Source organism: Burkholderia sp. RF2-non_BP3 (genome assembly GCF_001522185.1).
GTDB lineage: Bacteria > Pseudomonadota > Gammaproteobacteria > Burkholderiales > Burkholderiaceae > Burkholderia > Burkholderia diffusa.
Genome location: NZ_LOSU01000033.1, coordinates 116,640 through 132,954, shown reverse-complemented (window position 1 = coordinate 132,954; position 16,315 = coordinate 116,640). Strand labels below are relative to the sequence as shown.

13 protein-coding genes are annotated in these 16,315 nt (G+C 69.9%); 6 read left to right on the top strand and 7 right to left on the bottom strand.

Annotated features, from left to right (window positions below):
- The first annotated feature begins 4 nt into the window (after positions 1–4).
- The 4 genes from glgX to treY are packed head-to-tail and all read left to right on the top strand — an operon-like array spanning position 5 to position 9,053.
- Entirely contained in the window at positions 5–2,119 is a 2,115-nt protein-coding gene (glgX, locus tag WS45_RS16910) for a glycogen debranching protein GlgX (RefSeq protein WP_059692937.1), read from the top strand.
- A 9-nt stretch (positions 2,120–2,128) separates the two neighbouring features.
- The gene (gene treZ, locus WS45_RS16905; RefSeq protein ID WP_059700821.1) at positions 2,129–4,006 is read left to right on the top strand and encodes a malto-oligosyltrehalose trehalohydrolase; all 1,878 of its coding nucleotides are present in this window, start codon (positions 2,129–2,131) and stop codon (positions 4,004–4,006) included.
- Positions 4,003–6,291 carry a 4-alpha-glucanotransferase gene (malQ, locus tag WS45_RS16900; protein ID WP_059700820.1) on the top strand — a complete coding sequence of 763 codons (2,289 nt, stop codon included), beginning with the start codon at positions 4,003–4,005 and terminating at the stop codon, positions 6,289–6,291. The genes treZ and malQ overlap by 4 nt, the downstream gene beginning before the upstream one ends.
- A complete protein-coding gene (gene treY / locus WS45_RS16895) occupies positions 6,288–9,053 on the top strand; it encodes a malto-oligosyltrehalose synthase (RefSeq protein ID WP_059700819.1) in 2,766 nt (921 codons plus the stop codon). The genes malQ and treY overlap by 4 nt, the downstream gene beginning before the upstream one ends.
- Positions 9,054–9,135: 82 nt before the next feature.
- On the opposite strand, the gene arsH is transcribed toward treY, so the two are convergent.
- The 4 genes from arsH to WS45_RS16875 form a co-directional block, all read right to left on the bottom strand.
- Positions 9,136–9,858, bottom strand: coding sequence for an arsenical resistance protein ArsH (gene arsH, locus WS45_RS16890; protein WP_059536933.1), 723 nt, complete (start codon positions 9,856–9,858; stop codon positions 9,136–9,138).
- A gap of 20 nt (positions 9,859–9,878) precedes the next feature.
- A complete protein-coding gene (gene arsB / locus WS45_RS16885; RefSeq protein WP_059700818.1) occupies positions 9,879–10,949 on the bottom strand; it encodes an ACR3 family arsenite efflux transporter in 1,071 nt (356 codons plus the stop codon).
- Positions 10,950–11,014: 65 nt separating this feature from the next.
- Positions 11,015–11,509 (bottom strand): arsenate reductase ArsC, encoded by a 495-nt coding sequence (locus WS45_RS16880; protein WP_059700817.1) that lies wholly within the window; start codon positions 11,507–11,509, stop codon positions 11,015–11,017.
- 22 nt (positions 11,510–11,531) lie between these two features.
- Positions 11,532–11,867 carry an ArsR/SmtB family transcription factor gene (locus WS45_RS16875; RefSeq protein ID WP_059700816.1) on the bottom strand — a complete coding sequence of 112 codons (336 nt, stop codon included), beginning with the start codon at positions 11,865–11,867 and terminating at the stop codon, positions 11,532–11,534.
- Positions 11,868–12,024: 157 nt separating this feature from the next.
- Here WS45_RS16875 and WS45_RS16870 point away from each other — a divergent pair, with 157 nt between their 5' ends.
- Positions 12,025–13,236 (top strand): MBL fold metallo-hydrolase, encoded by a 1,212-nt coding sequence (locus tag WS45_RS16870; RefSeq protein ID WP_059700815.1) that lies wholly within the window; start codon positions 12,025–12,027, stop codon positions 13,234–13,236.
- A gap of 387 nt (positions 13,237–13,623) precedes the next feature.
- A complete protein-coding gene (locus tag WS45_RS16860; protein WP_059536947.1) occupies positions 13,624–14,874 on the top strand; it encodes a phosphatidylserine decarboxylase family protein in 1,251 nt (416 codons plus the stop codon).
- A gap of 41 nt (positions 14,875–14,915) precedes the next feature.
- On the opposite strand, the gene WS45_RS16855 is transcribed toward WS45_RS16860, so the two are convergent.
- The 3 genes from WS45_RS16855 to WS45_RS16845 all read right to left on the bottom strand — a co-directional run bounded on the left by WS45_RS16855 (position 14,916) and on the right by WS45_RS16845 (position 16,299).
- Positions 14,916–15,140 (bottom strand): hypothetical protein, encoded by a 225-nt coding sequence (locus WS45_RS16855; protein WP_059700813.1) that lies wholly within the window; start codon positions 15,138–15,140, stop codon positions 14,916–14,918.
- A 265-nt stretch (positions 15,141–15,405) separates the two neighbouring features.
- Positions 15,406–15,747 carry a DUF1488 domain-containing protein gene (locus WS45_RS16850; protein WP_059536951.1) on the bottom strand — a complete coding sequence of 114 codons (342 nt, stop codon included), beginning with the start codon at positions 15,745–15,747 and terminating at the stop codon, positions 15,406–15,408.
- 3 nt (positions 15,748–15,750) lie between these two features.
- Positions 15,751–16,299 (bottom strand): type 1 glutamine amidotransferase domain-containing protein, encoded by a 549-nt coding sequence (locus WS45_RS16845; RefSeq protein WP_059700812.1) that lies wholly within the window; start codon positions 16,297–16,299, stop codon positions 15,751–15,753.
- Positions 16,300–16,315: the final 16 nt, after the last annotated feature.

Below are 16,315 nucleotides of genomic sequence, written 5' to 3'. Positions count from 1 at the left end.
CCCCATGCCGACCGCCTTGCCATCCCGACTCGATCCCGGCCGCGCCTATCCGCTCGGTGCGACCTGGGACGGTCTCGGCACCAACTTCGCGGTGTTTTCCGCGCATGCGCAGCGCATCCAGCTGTGCGTGTTCGATCCGACCGGCCGCAAGGAACTCGCGCGGCTCGACCTGCCCGAATGCACCGACGAGGTGTGGCACGGCTACCTGCCGAACGCGCATCCGGGTACCGTGTACGGCTTTCGCGCGGACGGCCCGTACCAGCCGCAGCATGGCCATCGCTTCAATCCGACCAAGCTGCTGCTCGACCCGTACGCACGCAAGCTGGTCGGTCATTTCCGCTGGTCCGACGCGCTGTTCGGCTATCGCGTGCATTCGAACCGCGCGGACCTGTCGATGGACCGCCGCGACTCGGCGCCCGCGATGCCGAAGGCCGTGGTCGTCGACGAGGCGTTCGACTGGCGCACCGACCGGCGCCCGGACGTGCCGTGGCGCAGCACCGTGATCTACGAGGCCCACGTGCGCGGCGCGTCGATGCGTCGCGCCGGGCTGCGTGCGCCGGAACGCGGCACCTTCGCGTCGCTCGCGCATCCGGCGTTCATCGATCACCTGTTGTCGATCGGCGTGACCACGGTGGAGCTGCTGCCCGTGCACGCGTTCCTGCAACAGCGCGCGCTCGTGAACCGCGGGCTGCGCAACTACTGGGGCTACGACACGGCCGCGTTCTTCGCGCCGGAGCCGTCGTATCTGTCGACGCGGCGGCTCGACGAAATGCGCATCGCGATCCGTCAGCTGCATGCGGCCGGCATCGAGGTCGTGCTCGACGTCGTCTACAACCACACGTGCGAAGGCAACGAGCTCGGCCCGACGCTGTCGTGGCGCGGCCTCGACAACGCGAGCTACTACCGGCTGCGGCCAGACGACCCGCGTTACCACGTCGACGAGACCGGCTGCGGCAATACCTTGAACATGTCGCACCCGCGCGTCGTGCAGATGGTGATGGACTCGCTGCGCTACTGGGCCACCGCGTTCAACATCGACGGCTTCCGTTTCGATCTCGGCGTGACGCTCGGCCGCGAGGATCACGGCTTCGAGCCGGGCGCGGGGTTCTTCGATGCGCTGCGGCAGGACCCGGTGCTCGCGCAGCGCAAGCTGATCACCGAACCGTGGGACCTCGGGCCCGGCGGCTATCAGCTCGGCCGCCACCCGCCCGGCTTCGCCGAATGGAACGACCGCTTTCGCGACACCGTGCGACGCTTCTGGCGCGGCGATGCCAGGCAGCGCCCCGAACTCGCCGCGCGCCTCGCGGGCTCGGCCGACCTGTTCAATCATCAACGGCGCCATACGTGGGCGTCGGTGAACTTCGTCACCGCGCACGACGGCTTCACGCTCGCCGATCTCGTGTCGTACGCGCACAAGCACAACGACGCGAACGGCGAGGACAATCGCGACGGCCGCGACGACAACTGCAGCGCGAACTGGGGCGTCGAAGGCGCGACCGACGACGCGTCGATCCGCGACCTGCGCGCGCGCGTCGCGCGCTCGATGCTCGCGACGCTGTTCACCGCGCTCGGCACGCCGATGATCGTCGCCGGCGACGAATTCGGCCGCACGCAGCATGGCAACAACAATGCGTATTGCCAGGACAACGAACTGTCGTGGCTCGACTGGGACCTTGCGCGCAGCGACGAAGGCGAGCAGATGATGCGCTTCGTGTCGCGGCTCGCCGCGCTGCGGCGCATGTATCCGGTGATGTCCGCGCCGCGCTATCCGTCGGGCGACCGCGACGGCGCGCCCGGCATGCACGAGATCGACTGGTTCGACGAACGCGGCGGCGCGATGAGCGTGCCTGCGTGGGAGGACGGCGAGCGCCGCGCGCTGACGATGCGCCGGGTCGGCACGGGCCGCACCGGGCGCACCGAGGCGTTGCTCGTGATGCTGAATGCATCGACCCATGCCATTACGTTCAAGCTGCCCGCGCCGGTGCTCGACTACCGCGTGCTGCTCGACACCGCGACACCCGACGCCGGCCCGCGCTCGTGGCCGGAGGCCGGCCTCGACGTCGCCGCGCACGCCGCCGTGATCGCGGTCGCGGCCGTGCCGCCATCCCCGCCCTCGTGAGGTACCGCCATGACGTCACGTACCGCCCCTCCGCCCGGCACGCACGCGTTCGCGTCGTCGTTCGGCGCGACCTGTATCGACGCTACGCACACGCGCTTTCGCCTGTGGGCGCCCGCGAGCCGTACGGCCACGGTCGAACTGCATGGCGAGCAGCGAATCCCGATGCCGGCCGCCGGCGACGGCTGGTTCGAGGTCGTCGCGCCGTATGGCCCCGGCACGTTGTACCGCTTCCTGCTCGATGACGGCCTCGCCGTGCCCGATCCCGCGTCGCGCTTTCAGCCCGACGGCGTGCATGGCCCGAGCCAGGTCGTCGATCCGGCCGCGTATCGCTGGCGCAACGACGCGTGGCGCGGCCGCCCGTGGCACGAGACGGTGCTGTACGAACTGCACGTCGGCGCGTGCGGCGGCTATGCGAACGTCGAACGGCGCCTGCGGGAAATCGCCGCGCTCGGCGTGACCGCGATCGAGCTGATGCCCGTCAACGCGTTTCCCGGTACGCGCAACTGGGGGTATGACGGCGTGCTGCCGTTCGCTCCCGACGCGTCGTACGGACGGCCCGAGGAACTGAAGGCGCTCGTCGACGCGGCGCACGGGCTCGGGCTCCAGGTGTTGCTCGACGTCGTGTACAACCATTTCGGCCCCGAGGGCAACCTGCTGCCGCGCTATGCGCCGGAATTCTTCCGCACGGACCGGCAGACCGCGTGGGGGCCCGCGATCGACTTCTCGCGTGCGCAGACGAGCGCGTTCTTCATCGACAACGCGCTGTACTGGCTCGACGAATTCCGTTTCGACGGCCTGCGCATCGACGCCGCGCATGCGATCGACGACGACGCGTGGCTGCTCACGCTCGCGCGCCGCGTGCGCGCGTATGCGGGTGACGCGCGTCACGTGCACCTGGTGCTCGAGAACGAACGCAATGCGGCGAGCCTGCTCGGGCCCGACGGCTTCGACGCGCAGTGGAACGACGATTTCCACAACAGCGCGCACGTGCTGCTGACCGGCGAGCGCGACGGCTATTACCGCGCGTACGCCGATGCGCCGCTGCGCCATCTCGCGCGCACGCTCGGCGAAGGGTTTGCGTACCAGGGCGAGCCATCGCCGCTGCACGGCGGCGCGCCGCGCGGCGAGTCGAGCGCGCATTTGCCGCCGACCGCGTTCGTCACGTTCCTGCAGAATCACGATCAGATCGGCAACCGCGCGTTCGGCGAACGGCTGCGCGCGCTCGCGAACGACGACGCGGTGCGCGCGGCCACCGCCCTGATGCTGCTCGCGCCGCAGATTCCGCTGCTGTTCATGGGCGAGGAAGACGGCAGCACGCAGCCGTTCCAGTTCTTCACCGACTATCGCGGCGCGCTCGCCGACGCCGTGCGCGAAGGCCGGCGCCGCGAGTTCGCCGCGTTTCCCGCGTTCGCCGATCCCGCGCATCGCGACGCGATTCCCGATCCGAACGACGTCGGCACCTTCGTGCGCTCGTCGCCCGGCCATGCGGGTGAGGACGCATGGCCCGACGCCGACGCGTGGCGGCGCTTCTATCGCAGCGCGCTGACCGTGCGCGCGGCGCTCGTGACGCCGCACCTGCCGGGCGCCCGCGCGCTCGGTGTCGAACTGCTCGCCTGCAACGGCGACGGCGACGGCGCCGCGGAGGCGCTCGTCGCACGCTGGCGGCTCGGCGACGGCAGCACGCTGACGATCGCGTTCAATCCCGGCTCGCACGACGCGATGCTGCCCGCGCTGCCGGTCGGCAAGATCGTGTTCGAGACGCCGCCGCGCGCGCGCGACCGGCTGGCCGACGCGCGGCTGCCCGCGCGCACCTGCATCGCGTGGCGCGACGGCGCGGTGAACCACGATGCGCTGAGCCACCGCTCGAACGGGCATACGCGGCCATGACGACCGACGTCGCGATCGCCGATCTCGCGCGTGCGGCCGGGCTGGAGCCCGACTGGATCGATTCGGGCGGCGTCGCCCGGCGAGTGGACGACGACGCGCTCATCGCGCTCGTCGATGCGCTCGGCTGGCCGTGCGGCACGCCGATCGAGCGGGTCGACAGCGCGGCCGCGCTCGCCGACGCGCGGGACGCGACGCCGCGCGTGGTGACCGGCGACGCCGGCGTGCCGCTCACGCTGCCGCGCGGTGTCGCACCGCCCGGCGCGCGCTTCCGGATTTCACTCGAAACGGGCGGACACGTCGACGGGCGCGTGACCGGCGCGGGCGAACACGGCACGCTGCCACCGCTCGCGCTGCCCGGTTATCACGCGCTCGACATCGGCGAGCAGCGGATCGGCGTTGCGATCGCGCCGCCGCGGACGCGGCCGTTCGATGCCTTCGACGATGCACCGGCCGCACAGCGTCGCTGGGGCATCGCGGCTCAGATTTACAGCCTGCGCCGCACGGGCGACGACGGCGCGGGCGACTACACCGCGCTCGCCGGCCTCGCCACACGCGCGGCGCGCCACGGCGCGCATGCGGTCGCGATCAGTCCGACGCATGCCGGGTATCCGGCGCTGCCCGAACGCGACAGTCCGTATTCGCCGTCGTCGCGGCGCTGGCACAACGTCGCGTATCTCGACTGCGATGCGGTGCCGGGGGCCGACATCGTGCGACGAATGCACGGTGCGGCGCCGGACATCGCCAACGCGGGCGACACGCCGCTGATCGACTGGCCGCACGTGCTGCCGCTGAAGCTGCGCCGGCTGCGCGCGTGCTTCGACGCGTGGCGCGCGAACGGCGAGCCGTCGCGCGACGCGTTCGAGCGGTTCCGCGCGGCGGGCGGCGCGGCGCTCGACGCGCATGCGCGCTTCGACGCGCTGCAGGCGTTCTGCATCGAACACGGGATCGGCGCGGACTGGCGGCAATGGCCCGCGCAGTGGCGGACGCCGGCGTCGTCCGAGGTCGGCGCCTTCGCGCATGCGCATGCCGAGACGATCGCGTTCCATACGTTCCTGCAATGGTGCGCGTCGGACGCGCTCGGCAACGCACAGCATGCGGCGCGCGATGCGGGGATGACGATCGGGCTGATCGCCGATCTCGCGGTCGGCTCCGATCAGGCCGGCAGCGATGCGTGGGCGCACGGCCCGACGTTGCTGCGCGGCGTGTCGGTCGGCGCGCCGCCCGACCTGTTCAATGCGGACGGCCAGGCATGGGGCGTGACGACGTGGATGCCCGTCGCGCTGCGCGCGAACGGCTTCGCGCCGTTCGTCGAGCTGCTGCGCGCGGCCTTCGCGCATGCGGGCGGGATCCGTATCGATCACGTGCTCGGCTTCGCGCGGATGTGGATCGTGCCGGAGGGCCGATCGCCGCGCGACGGCGCGTACCTGCGCTACCCGTTCGACGATCTCGTGCGGCTCGTCGCGCTGGAGGCGGCACGGCATCGCGCGGTCGCGATCGGCGAGGATCTCGGCACGGTGCCGGAAGGTTTTCGCGAGCGGCTCGGCGCGCAGGGTATCGCGGGGATGCGCGTGCTGTGGTTCGAACGTGAAGCCGATCGCGCGTTTCGGCCGCCGTCGGCGTGGGATCGCGAAACGATCGCGATGACGTCGACGCATGATCTGCCGACCGTGGCCGGCTGGTGGCGTGGCGTCGATCTCGAATGGCGGCGGGTCGTGGCCGATGCCGATGCGGCCAAGCATGCAGGCGCGGCGGACCGAAGCGGCCACCTGCAGCGCGTCGCGCGTGCACGCGATGCCGACGACGACATCGGTCGCGCCGCGGCCGCACGCGGCTCGGGCCGCGACGAACGGAACGATCCGGTCATGCGTGACGATACGCCGGCCACGGATGGCAGCCACGGCGCGCCCTCCGCACCGGACACACCGTCGCCCGCCCCGCACCTCGCGGCCGCCCGGGCCGAACGTGCCACCGACCGCACGATGCTGTGGCGCGCGTTGCAGCACGCGGGCTGCGCACCGGCGAGCGATCCGATCCCGCCCGCCGATGCGCCGCCCGTCGGCGCCGTCCTCGCGTACGTCGCGCGCAGCCCGTCGCCGCTCGCGATCGTGCCGCTCGAGGATCTGCTCGCACTGCCCGAACAGCCGAACCTGCCCGGCCCGCCATGCGGCCATCCGAACTGGCTGCGCCGGCTGCCGCGCGCGGTCGACGCGCTGTTCGACGCCGACGTGCGCACACGCATCGCGGCGATCGAGCGCGCGCGCGACGCACCGGAGGACGACGCATGACCCCGCGCGCGACCCTCCGGTTGCAACTGCATGCAGGCTTCACGTTCGACGACGCGGCCGCGCACGCGGACTATTTCGCGCGGCTCGGCGTGAGCCACCTGTACCTGTCGCCGGTCACGACGGCCGAGCCCGGCTCGACGCACGGCTACGACACCGTCGACCATCGCGCGATCAACGCGGAACTCGGCGGCGAAGCCGGCTTCCGCCGCCTCGTCGACGCGCTGCGTGCGCGCGGCCTCGGCGTGATCGTCGATATCGTGCCGAACCACATGGGCGTCGGCGGCGCATCGAACGGCTGGTGGAACGACGTGCTCGAATGGGGGCCGGCCAGCCCGTACGCGCACTACTTCGACATCGACTGGCATCCGCCCGATGCGGCACTCGACGGCAAGGTGCTGCTGCCCTGCCTCGGCGCGCCGTACGGCGACGCGCTCGCGGCCGGCGACATCACGCTGGGCGCCGATCCTTCGGCCGGGTGCTTTTTCATCGCATGCCCGGGCAGGAGGTTGCCGGTCGCCGCCGCCACTTATGCGGAAATCCTGCGCATCACCAATCGTGCGGACCTGAACGCCCTCGCCGAACGTTTCGCTGCCGCGGCGATACGCGGCAGCGCGCGCCTCGCGGATGCGCACACGGCGCTGCGCGACTATGCCGCCACCCATGGCCCGCATGCGTTCGACGCGATCCTGCGCGGCGCCGATCCACGCCGCGCGCGCTCGCGCGCGTGCCTGCACCGGCTGCTCGAACGCCAGCATTACCGGCTCGCATGGTGGCGCACGGCCGCCGACGAACTGAACTGGCGGCGCTTCTTCGACATCGCGACGCTCGCGGCCGTGCGCGTCGAAGACGACGCGGTGTTCGACGCGGTGCACGCGCTGCCCTTGGAGCTGCATGCGGCCGGCTTCATCGACGGCCTGCGCGTCGATCACGTCGACGGCCTCGCCGACCCGCGCGCGTACTGCCGGCGCCTGCATGCGCGGCTCGCCGCGCAGCGCGACGAGCGGCCGTATGTCGTCGTCGAGAAGATCCTCGCGCCGGGCGAGACGCTGCGCGAGGACTGGCGCGTCGACGGCACGACCGGCTACGACTTCATGAACGACGTCGCCGCGCTGCTGCACGACCCGGCCGGCGCCGCGCCGCTCGCCGCGCACTGGGCAGCCGTGTCGGGATCGACGCGCTCGTTCGCTCGGGAAGCCGTGGCCGGCAAGCGGCGCGTGCTGACTCGGCAGCTTGCGGGCGAGCATGAACGCGTCGCGCGGGCGTTGCACCGCGTCGCCCGCGCCGCACCCGCGACGCGCGACATCAGCAGGATTGCGATCCATCGGGTGCTGGGCGAGCTCGCCGTGCATCTGCCCGTGTACCGCATGTACCCGACCCTCGGCGAAGAGGCGACCGCCTCCGATCGCCGCGTGCTGGCGCGCGCGTACGACGCGGCGTGCGCCACGATCGATCCGTCCGACCGCTACGCGCTCGATCGCGTCGCCGGTTGGCTCGGGCTGCCCGGCACGCGCGTGCCGCGCGCGGATGCCGCCGCGCTGCACGCGGCGCGTGTCGCGTTCGCGCAGCTCACCGCGCCACTTGCCGCGAAGGGCGTCGAGGACACGGCCAACTATCGTTACGGACGGCTGCTGTCGCGCAACGAGGTCGGCGCCGATGCCGGCGAGTTCAGCCTGTCGCGCGGCGCGTTCCATGCACGCAACCGGCGACGCGCGCGCACCGTGCCGCATACGCTCGTCGCGACGGCGACGCACGATCACAAGCGCGGCGAAGATGCGCGCGCACGGCTTGCGGTGTTGAGCGAAGTGCCGGACCTGTGGCGCACGGTGTCGCTCGACTGGTCCGCGTTGAACCAGCCTCGGCGCGGCGGCGCACATCGCGATCTTGCCTGGACGCCCGGGCCTTCCGCGGAGGCGATGCTGTACCAGACGCTCGTCGGCTGCTGGCCGCCGGGGCTCGCGCCGGACGATGCGGCCGGACTCGCGGCGCTCACGGAGCGCGTGGTGCGGTGGCAGACGAAGGCGCTGCGCGAGGCGAAACGGCACACGGACTGGCTCGCGCCGGACGCGGACTACGAGCGCGCTTGCGAGGCGTTCGTCCGCGCGATCCTGACGCCGCACGGCACGGGCGATTTCGTGCATCGCCTGCATGCGTTCGTCGCGCGGCTCGCGCCGGCCGGCGTCGTCAACAGTCTCGCGCAGGCGGCGTTGCGGATGGCGTCGCCGGGCGTGCCCGATCTGTATCAAGGTACCGAGTCATGGGATCACTCGCTCGTCGACCCGGACAACCGGCGCGACGTGCCGTTTGCGAAGCTGGCGGCCGAGCGGGTCGACGAGCCGGTCGCCGCGTACCTGCGCGACTGGCCCGACGCGCGGGTGAAGCGCGCGCTCGTCGAGCGGATGCTCGCGTTGCGCGCGCGCTGGCCGACGACGTTCGCGGACGGCGCGTACGTGCCGCTGCGCGTGCGCGGAAAACTCGGGCGGCATGCGGTGGCGTTCGCGCGCTGCGACGAAACCGCGACGGTCGTGGTTGCGGTGACGCGGCTCGCGTGCCGGCTACTCGGCGAAGCGCCTGCGCTGCCGCGCGTGGAACCACGGGAATGGGGCGATACGGCCGTGGTCGTGCCGCGCGCCGCCCGCGAGCGATGGATCGACTGGCTGAGCGACGGAAGCGAAGTCGCAGCGCCGGGCGGCGTGATTCGGCTCGATCGCTGTCTGGCCGCGTTGCCGGTTGCGGTGCTGGTCGCGGCACGCGTTCGGGATTGAGTCGGTCCGGATCGGTATGGATCGTGCTCGCCGCGCTGCCGATATCGATTGCGACTCGCGAGACGACGCACACACCGCGACTTCAAATCGCCCGCTGATTCACCCGCTTCGACAATGCCTCCGCGCTCTCCTTGCGCTCGCTGTACCGGTCGACCAGATACGGACCGATGTCGCGCGTCAGCAGCGTGAACTTCACCAGTTCCTCCATCACGTCGACGACGCGATCGAAATAGGCCGACGGCTTCATCCGCCCCGCTTCGTCGAATTCCATGAACGCCTTCGCCACCGACGACTGGTTCGGGATCGTCAGCATGCGCATCCAGCGCCCGAGCACGCGCATCTGGTTCACCGCGTTGAACGACTGCGAGCCGCCGCTGACCTGCATCACCGCGAGCGTCTTGCCCTGCGTCGGCCGCACGGCGCCGACCGACAGCGGAATCCAGTCGATCTGCGACTTCATGATGCCGGTCATCGCGCCGTGTCGTTCCGGCGAGCACCACACCATCCCTTCCGACCACAGCACCAGTTCGCGCAGCTCGACGACCTTCGGGTGGCTCTCCGGCGCATCGTCGGGCAACGGCAGGCCGCTCGGATTGAACACGCGCACCTCGGCGCCCATCGCCGTGAGCAGGCGCTCGGCCTCCTCGACCAGCAGGCGGCTGAACGAACGCTCGCGCAGCGAACCGTACAGCAGCAGGAAACGCGGCGGATGCGTGGACGGCGACGCCGGCCGCAAGCGGCTCGCGTCCGGCACGCGGAAGAGTTCGGGGTCGAGTTGCGGCAGGTCGGTCAATCGGTCGGTCATGGATGGATTCAGTGGTTGGCTCAGGCGCGCTCGTACCAGCCCTTCGACCGGTTCACGATGCGCACCACCAGCAGCATGACCGGCACCTCGATCAACACGCCGACGACGGTCGCAAGCGCCGCGCCGGAGTGAAAACCGAACAGGCTGATCGCGGCCGCGACGGCGAGCTCGAAGAAATTGGATGCGCCGATCAGTGCGGACGGGCACGCGACGTTGTGCTTCTCGCCCACCGCGCGGTTGAGCCAGTATGCGAGCGCCGCGTTGAAGAACACCTGGATCAGGATCGGCACGGCAAGCAGCGCGATCACCAGCGGCTGCTTGAGGATCGCCTCGCCCTGGAACGCGAACAGCAGCACGAGCGTCGCGAGCAGCGCGGCGATCGACCACGGGCCGATCCTCGCCATCGCGGCATCGAACGCCGCCTGCCCGCGCCGCAGCAGCCGCTTGCGCCAGAGCTGCGCGAGGATCACGGGAATCACGATGTAGAGCAGCACCGACGTAAGCAGCGTCGCCCACGGCACGGTAATCGCGGACATCCCCAGCAGCAGCCCGACCAGCGGCGCGAACGCGATCACCATGATGCTGTCGTTCAGCGCGACCTGCGACAGCGTGAACAGCGGATCGCCGCCCGTGAGCCGGCTCCACACGAACACCATCGCCGTGCACGGCGCGGCGGCCAGCAGGATCAGGCCGGCGACGTAGCTGTCGAGCTGGTCCGCCGGCAGCATCGGCGCGAACAGCTGGCGGATGAACAGCCAGCCGAGGAAAGCCATCGAGAACGGCTTGACGAGCCAGTTCACGGCGAGCGTGACGCCGATCCCCTTCACGTGCTGCCGCACTTCATGCAACGCGCCGAAGTCGACCTTCACGAGCATCGGGATGATCATCACCCAGATCAGCAACCCGACCGGCAGGTTCACCTGCGCGTACTCGATGCGGCCGATCCGCTGGAACACGCCGGGCAGCACCTGGCCGAGCGCGATGCCGGCGACGATGCACAGCGCGACCCAGACCGTCAGATAGCGTTCGAAGAAGTTGATCGCCGGCTTCGCGGCGGCGTTGCAAGGCGGGATGGTGTTGGACGTATTCATCGGACAGAATTCGATGCTGGAAAAACGCACGGGCACACGAGTTCGCGCGTGCCCCGTGCGGGTGCTCAGTTCCGCGAAATGTCGGTCAACGCCGCCTGGAGTTCGGCGTCGCTCAAGCGGTCGAGCGGCAACGCCAGCAGTTGCAGCATCCGGTAACCGATCGCCTCGCGCGTCAGTTCGAACGCGAGCCGCTTGCCTGCATCGCCGCCCTCGGCGTTCGACGGATCGGCGTAGCCCCAGTGCACTTTCACCGGGCTGCCGGGCCAGTACGGGCAAGCCTCCGCGGCCGCGCTGTCGCATACCGTGATGACGATGCGCATCCGTGGCGCGCCGTCGCCGACGAATTCGTCCCAGCTCTTGCTGCGGTAGCCGGTGACGTCGACGCCCGCGCGCGTCAGCGCGTCCAGCGCGAACGGATTGAGCCGGCCGCTCGGCGCGCTGCCGGCGCTGTAGGCGCGCACGTCGCGGCCGAGTTTCGCGGCCCAGTGATTGAGCATGCCCTCCGCGAGCACGCTGCGGGCGGAGTTGTGGGTGCAGAGGATCAGGACGTTGGTGGTCATCGGCGGGTGCGTGGACGTGTGCTTACGTGGGGTCGGAGCAGGAGGTCGAACAGGCGGTGGCCGGCGTGCACGGATTGCCGCCGCAGCAGTTCTCGGTCAGGTAGCCGATCAGCGCGTTCATCGTCGCGAAGTTCGCGCAATAGAACACGAAGCGGCCTTCCTGGCGGCTCGTGACGAGTTGCGCGTGGGCCAGTTCCTTCAGATGAAACGACAGCGACGACGGCGGCACGTCCAGCAGCGTCGCGATTTGCCCGGCAGGCAGGCCCGACGGGCCGGCCTGCACGAGCGCGCGGAATACGGCGAGGCGCGACTCGTGCGCGAGGGCCGACAGGGCGGCGATGGTCTGGTTCGTTTCCATTTTTCGATAATACTCGAAATATGGAAACGATGAGGCGAGTTCTTGTTTCCGGCCGATTCGTGCCGAACAAGAAATAGACGATCAACAGGCAGGCCATTTGTAACCGCAGATGTTTCATTTAATCTGTGCGCACTCAACTTCCGTCAGGAGCCTCTCCATGTCGATCCGTCGTCTGATTTCTTCCCTGTTCGCCGCCGCTGCGATGTTCGGGGCCGCGTCCGCCAGCTTCGCCGGGCCGCTGGCCATCGATGTCTACAATCCCGGCGCCAAGGGAATCTTCCCGGTTTCGTCCGAGATCGTCTCGGGCAAGACCGAGGCCATCCTGATCGACGCGCAATTCCAGCGCAACGATGCGCAGGCGCTCGTGAACCGGATCAAGGCGAGCGGCAAGACGCTCAAGGCGATCTACGTGAGCCACGGCGATCCCGATTATTACTTCGGACTGGACACCATCCACGCGGCATTCCCGGACGCGAAGATCGTCGCGACGCCGCAGACCGTCGCGGCGATCGAGGCCAGCAAGGACGGCAAGCTCGCGTACTGGGGCCCCATCCTCAAGGACAATGCGCCTGGTTCGGTGATCGTGCCGCAGCCGCTCGACGGCGATACGTTGCGCGTCGACGGACAGCCGCTGCGAATCGTCGGGCTCGACGGCCCGTCGCCCAATCGCACATTCGTCTGGATTCCTTCCGAACGGACCGTGGTTGGCGGCATCCCCGTTGCCGCGAACATCCATGTGTGGATGGCCGACACGCAGACGCCGCTGTCGCACGCGAACTGGCTCGCGACACTCGACCGGATCGACGCGCTGAAGCCGGCGCGGGTCGTGCCCGGCCACTTCCTGCCGAATCGGGATGGCAGCCGGCCGTTCACGACCGGCGTCGCGTTCACGCGGGGCTATCTGACGGCATTCGACCAGGAAACGACACGCGCGACGGATTCGGCCGCGCTGATCGCCGCGATGGACGCGCGCTATCCGGGTCTTGGCGCGAAGCCATCGCTCGAGCTGAGCGCGAAGGTCGCGAAGGGTGAGATGCAGTGGCCCGCGCCGGCACCGTTTCCGGCGGCAGGCAAGACCGTGCGCGTGCAATTCGGCGATACCGCATTCGACCTGCGCTTCAAGGACGAAAAGACGATGTCGTTCGTCGGCACGGCCGGCCAGTTCAAGGGCGTGACGGATACGGTGCAATACACCGCGCGCGAGATTCGTCCGCAGGTGTACATGGTGTATTGGCATGAGCCCGGCACCGGTTCGAACGTCGTGCACGTGGAGGATTTCGAGCACGGTACCGTGAACACGAACATCGCGCTGAAAGACGGGCAGTTCCTGCATATGTCCGGTACGCTGAAGCTCGTGGGTCCGGAGTGACCGGAGGCGGCCGTATCGATTCCGGCCCTCGTCACGGCGTCACGACCACTCTTCCGGCGGCATCGCGCCGCCGTCATCCTCCCAATGCGGCTCGGCGCCACCGGGCCGTTCCCGCCGCCGCGTTCGGCCCGCCGCGCATCGCTATGTGACGTCGACGCGCGCACCCGTGCCCGCGTGCGGGTCGGCGCCACGGTCCGCTGTTCGCCGCTGCGGCGCTCGTCGGTCGACGCCGCATCGTTCGTCTGTCGCACATTCGAAGCTGCGTTCACGTGTCCTCTCCTGTGTCGGTGAAAGCATCCGTCGCCCGAGCGCAGCAATTTCGGTGCCGCGCACCGGGCAAGCGCCTTGCTAGCTTCGTTCGTATCGCAATCCTTGCCGGAGGTGAGCATGCCGACCGATCCCAGCACGTCGCCCGCCACGCGCCATCGCCTCGGCGAATGGATGGCCCGTGAGGAATCGCACATGGCCGCATACCGCGAGGGCATCGCGAACGACGCACGCGCGCATGCGGGCGAACGGCTGCGCACGCCGGCCGTGCAGGAACTCGCGCGGCTGTTCGACGACGACGCGGTGCTGCGCATGAGCCTGACCCGCGCGATCGACGAGGCACGCGAAGCGGGCCGCACGCTCGGCTACACCTCGATCGGCGAACTGATGACGGTGATCGATCACCTGATGACCTACACGCCGCCATTCAGCGAAACGAGCCTGATCGTGTGCCCGCTGAACGCGTTCCTCGACTGGCCGATGTGCATGCCGTCGGGCCACGCGGTGTTTCGCGACGCGGCGGTCAACGCGCACCTGAAGCAGGTGCTGAACGTGTGGTGCGATTTCCTCGGCGGCCCGCATTCGCGCGCGCATCTCGACACGTCGCCGCCCGACGGCTGGTTCTGCGACGAAGCGCGCAAGCGCCTCGGCCTGTCGCAGTTCCAGTATCGCGAGGACCAGCCGCACTGGGGCTTCGACTCGTGGAACGACTTCTTCACGCGGCGCTTTCGCGCGGGCGCGCGGCCGGTCGCGGCGCCGGACGATGCGCACGTGATCGTCAGCGCATGCGAGGCCGCGCCGTATCACACCGCATCGAACGTGAAGATCCGCGACACGTTCTGGGTCAAGGGCCAGCCTTACTCGCTGCGCGACATCTTCACGCCCGCGCGGCTGCCGCTCGCCGAACGGTTCGTCGGCGGCGATCTGTACCAGGCGTATCTGAGCGCGTACAACTATCATCGCTGGCACGCGCCGGTACGCGGCACCGTCACGCATGCGTACCGGGTCGACGGCACCTACTATTCGGTCGCCGAGGCGGAAGGCCCGGACCCGGCCGGCCTCAACGATTCGCAGGGCTACATGACGGCCGTCGCCGCGCGCGCGATCGTCGCGATCGACTGCGACGATCCCGGGATCGGAACCGTCGCGGCCGTGTTCGTCGGCATGGGCGACGTCTCGTCCTGCATCGTCGAAGTCGTGCCGGGGCAGCGCGTCGACAAGGGCGACGAGATCGGCTATTTCCAGTACGGCGGCTCGACCTGCTGCCTGCTGTTCGAGACCGGCGTGATCGACCGCTTCCCGTTCGCGCCGCCGTTCGACGGCGATACACCGGTCGTGCAGGTCAACGCGCCGGTTGCGATCGCACGCTGAACCACGCGCCGGCCACGCGTGCGGGTGTCATGCATCGCGTGTCACGCGTCGAGATCGCCGGCGTCGCGGCCGTCGTGCCGCTGCACGCACCGGACGACGGTCAACCCGTCGGCGGTCAGCGCGGGGCGGCTCGTGCCCGATGCGTCCGGGCACATCACGATCAACTGTCGTTCGACCAGCGCGACGATGTCCTCGCGGTCGGTCTCGATCTGTTCCGGTGCGCGATGCACCAGGAACAGCGCGGCGAATTCATGGGCGGTCAGCATGCTTGTTTCCCCGTTGTGACGGCTTCGCACGATGCAGCGGCGGCATCGCGGCGACGCACGGCGCGAAACGTGCGCCGGCGACGACAGAAGCATGCAGGGAGCGTGCCAGATTGTGGGACGCGGCCGCCCCCGTGCGCGACTGGCGCGCGGCGCGATGTGTCACCGCAAACCGCGTGATGGCTGCTGCAAAGTTTTCAATGGTGTGTAAGCGAGCACGCGCACGGTGCGCCGGCCGGCCCGCGCCGGCATTCCGCAGCCGCGCGGATCACGACTTCCTCGAACGAAACAGCCCGGCCCGCGCCGTTTTGCCCGCCGCCTTGTCGCGCACGCGGAAATAGCCGCTGTGCAGCTCCACGCCCCCCTTGCCGTCCGCGAGCACTTCCTCGCACGCGGCCTCGATGCGCGCACGGCCGCGCTCGAACGCGTCGCGCAGGTCGGCTTCGAGCGCGGAGCGCGCGCCGAAATGGTCCTCGAGCGCCTCGACCGTGATCGCGCACGTGAGCGGCTTCCCGTCGACCTCGACGACGAAGCGCATCTGCAGCGCCGCACCGTCGAACTCGGGCGGCGCGTCGGTCAGCGTCACGTGATGGACGGAATCGGCCGGCATCGCTCAGCCTCCCCGCGACGCGAGACACTGCACCAGCGCGCCGTTGAATGCGGGCAGATCGTCGGGCTTGCGGCTCGTGATCAGGTTGCCGTCGCGCACGACCTCCTGGTCGACCCACTTGCCGCCCGCGTTGCGGATGTCGTCCTGCAGGCTCGGCCAGCTCGTCATCGTGCGGCCGTCCACCAGCCCGGACGATACGAGCAGCCAGCCGCCGTGACAGATCGCGGCGATCGGCTTGCCCGCACCGACCGCCGCCGTCACGAATTCGCGCGCGGCCGGCAGCATCCGGATCGCGTCGCCGTTGACGACGCCACCCGGCAGCACGACCGCGTCGTAGTCGCCTTCGCGCGCATCGTCGAACGTCCGATCGACCTTCACGCGATCGCCCTTGTCGACGTGCCTGAGCCCCTGGATCTCGCCGCGCTTCTGCGAAATCACGTCGACCTGCGCGCCTTCGGCCTCGAGCGCGCGCTGCGGCTCGACGAGCTCGGCTTCCTCGAAACCGTCGACCGCGAGTATCGCCACCTTGCAATGGTCCAACTTGCCGATCATGGAGCGCCTCCCTGTT

What these genes read in the sequence shown, in the direction of transcription:
- glgX (WP_059692937.1), top strand. Translation starts at nt 5, where the DNA reads ATGCCGACCGCCTTGCCATCCCGACTCGATCCCGGCCGCGCCTATCCG.
- treZ (WP_059700821.1), top strand. Translation starts at nt 2,129, where the DNA reads ATGACGTCACGTACCGCCCCTCCGCCCGGCACGCACGCGTTCGCGTCG.
- malQ (WP_059700820.1), top strand. Translation starts at nt 4,003, where the DNA reads ATGACGACCGACGTCGCGATCGCCGATCTCGCGCGTGCGGCCGGGCTG.
- treY (WP_059700819.1), top strand. Translation starts at nt 6,288, where the DNA reads ATGACCCCGCGCGCGACCCTCCGGTTGCAACTGCATGCAGGCTTCACG.
- arsH (WP_059536933.1), bottom strand. Translation starts at nt 9,858, where the DNA reads ATGACCGACCGATTGACCGACCTGCCGCAACTCGACCCCGAACTCTTC.
- arsB (WP_059700818.1), bottom strand. Translation starts at nt 10,949, where the DNA reads ATGAATACGTCCAACACCATCCCGCCTTGCAACGCCGCCGCGAAGCCG.
- WS45_RS16880 (WP_059700817.1), bottom strand. Translation starts at nt 11,509, where the DNA reads ATGACCACCAACGTCCTGATCCTCTGCACCCACAACTCCGCCCGCAGC.
- WS45_RS16875 (WP_059700816.1), bottom strand. Translation starts at nt 11,867, where the DNA reads ATGGAAACGAACCAGACCATCGCCGCCCTGTCGGCCCTCGCGCACGAG.
- WS45_RS16870 (WP_059700815.1), top strand. Translation starts at nt 12,025, where the DNA reads ATGTCGATCCGTCGTCTGATTTCTTCCCTGTTCGCCGCCGCTGCGATG.
- WS45_RS16860 (WP_059536947.1), top strand. Translation starts at nt 13,624, where the DNA reads ATGCCGACCGATCCCAGCACGTCGCCCGCCACGCGCCATCGCCTCGGC.
- WS45_RS16855 (WP_059700813.1), bottom strand. Translation starts at nt 15,140, where the DNA reads ATGCTGACCGCCCATGAATTCGCCGCGCTGTTCCTGGTGCATCGCGCA.
- WS45_RS16850 (WP_059536951.1), bottom strand. Translation starts at nt 15,747, where the DNA reads ATGCCGGCCGATTCCGTCCATCACGTGACGCTGACCGACGCGCCGCCC.
- WS45_RS16845 (WP_059700812.1), bottom strand. Translation starts at nt 16,299, where the DNA reads ATGATCGGCAAGTTGGACCATTGCAAGGTGGCGATACTCGCGGTCGAC.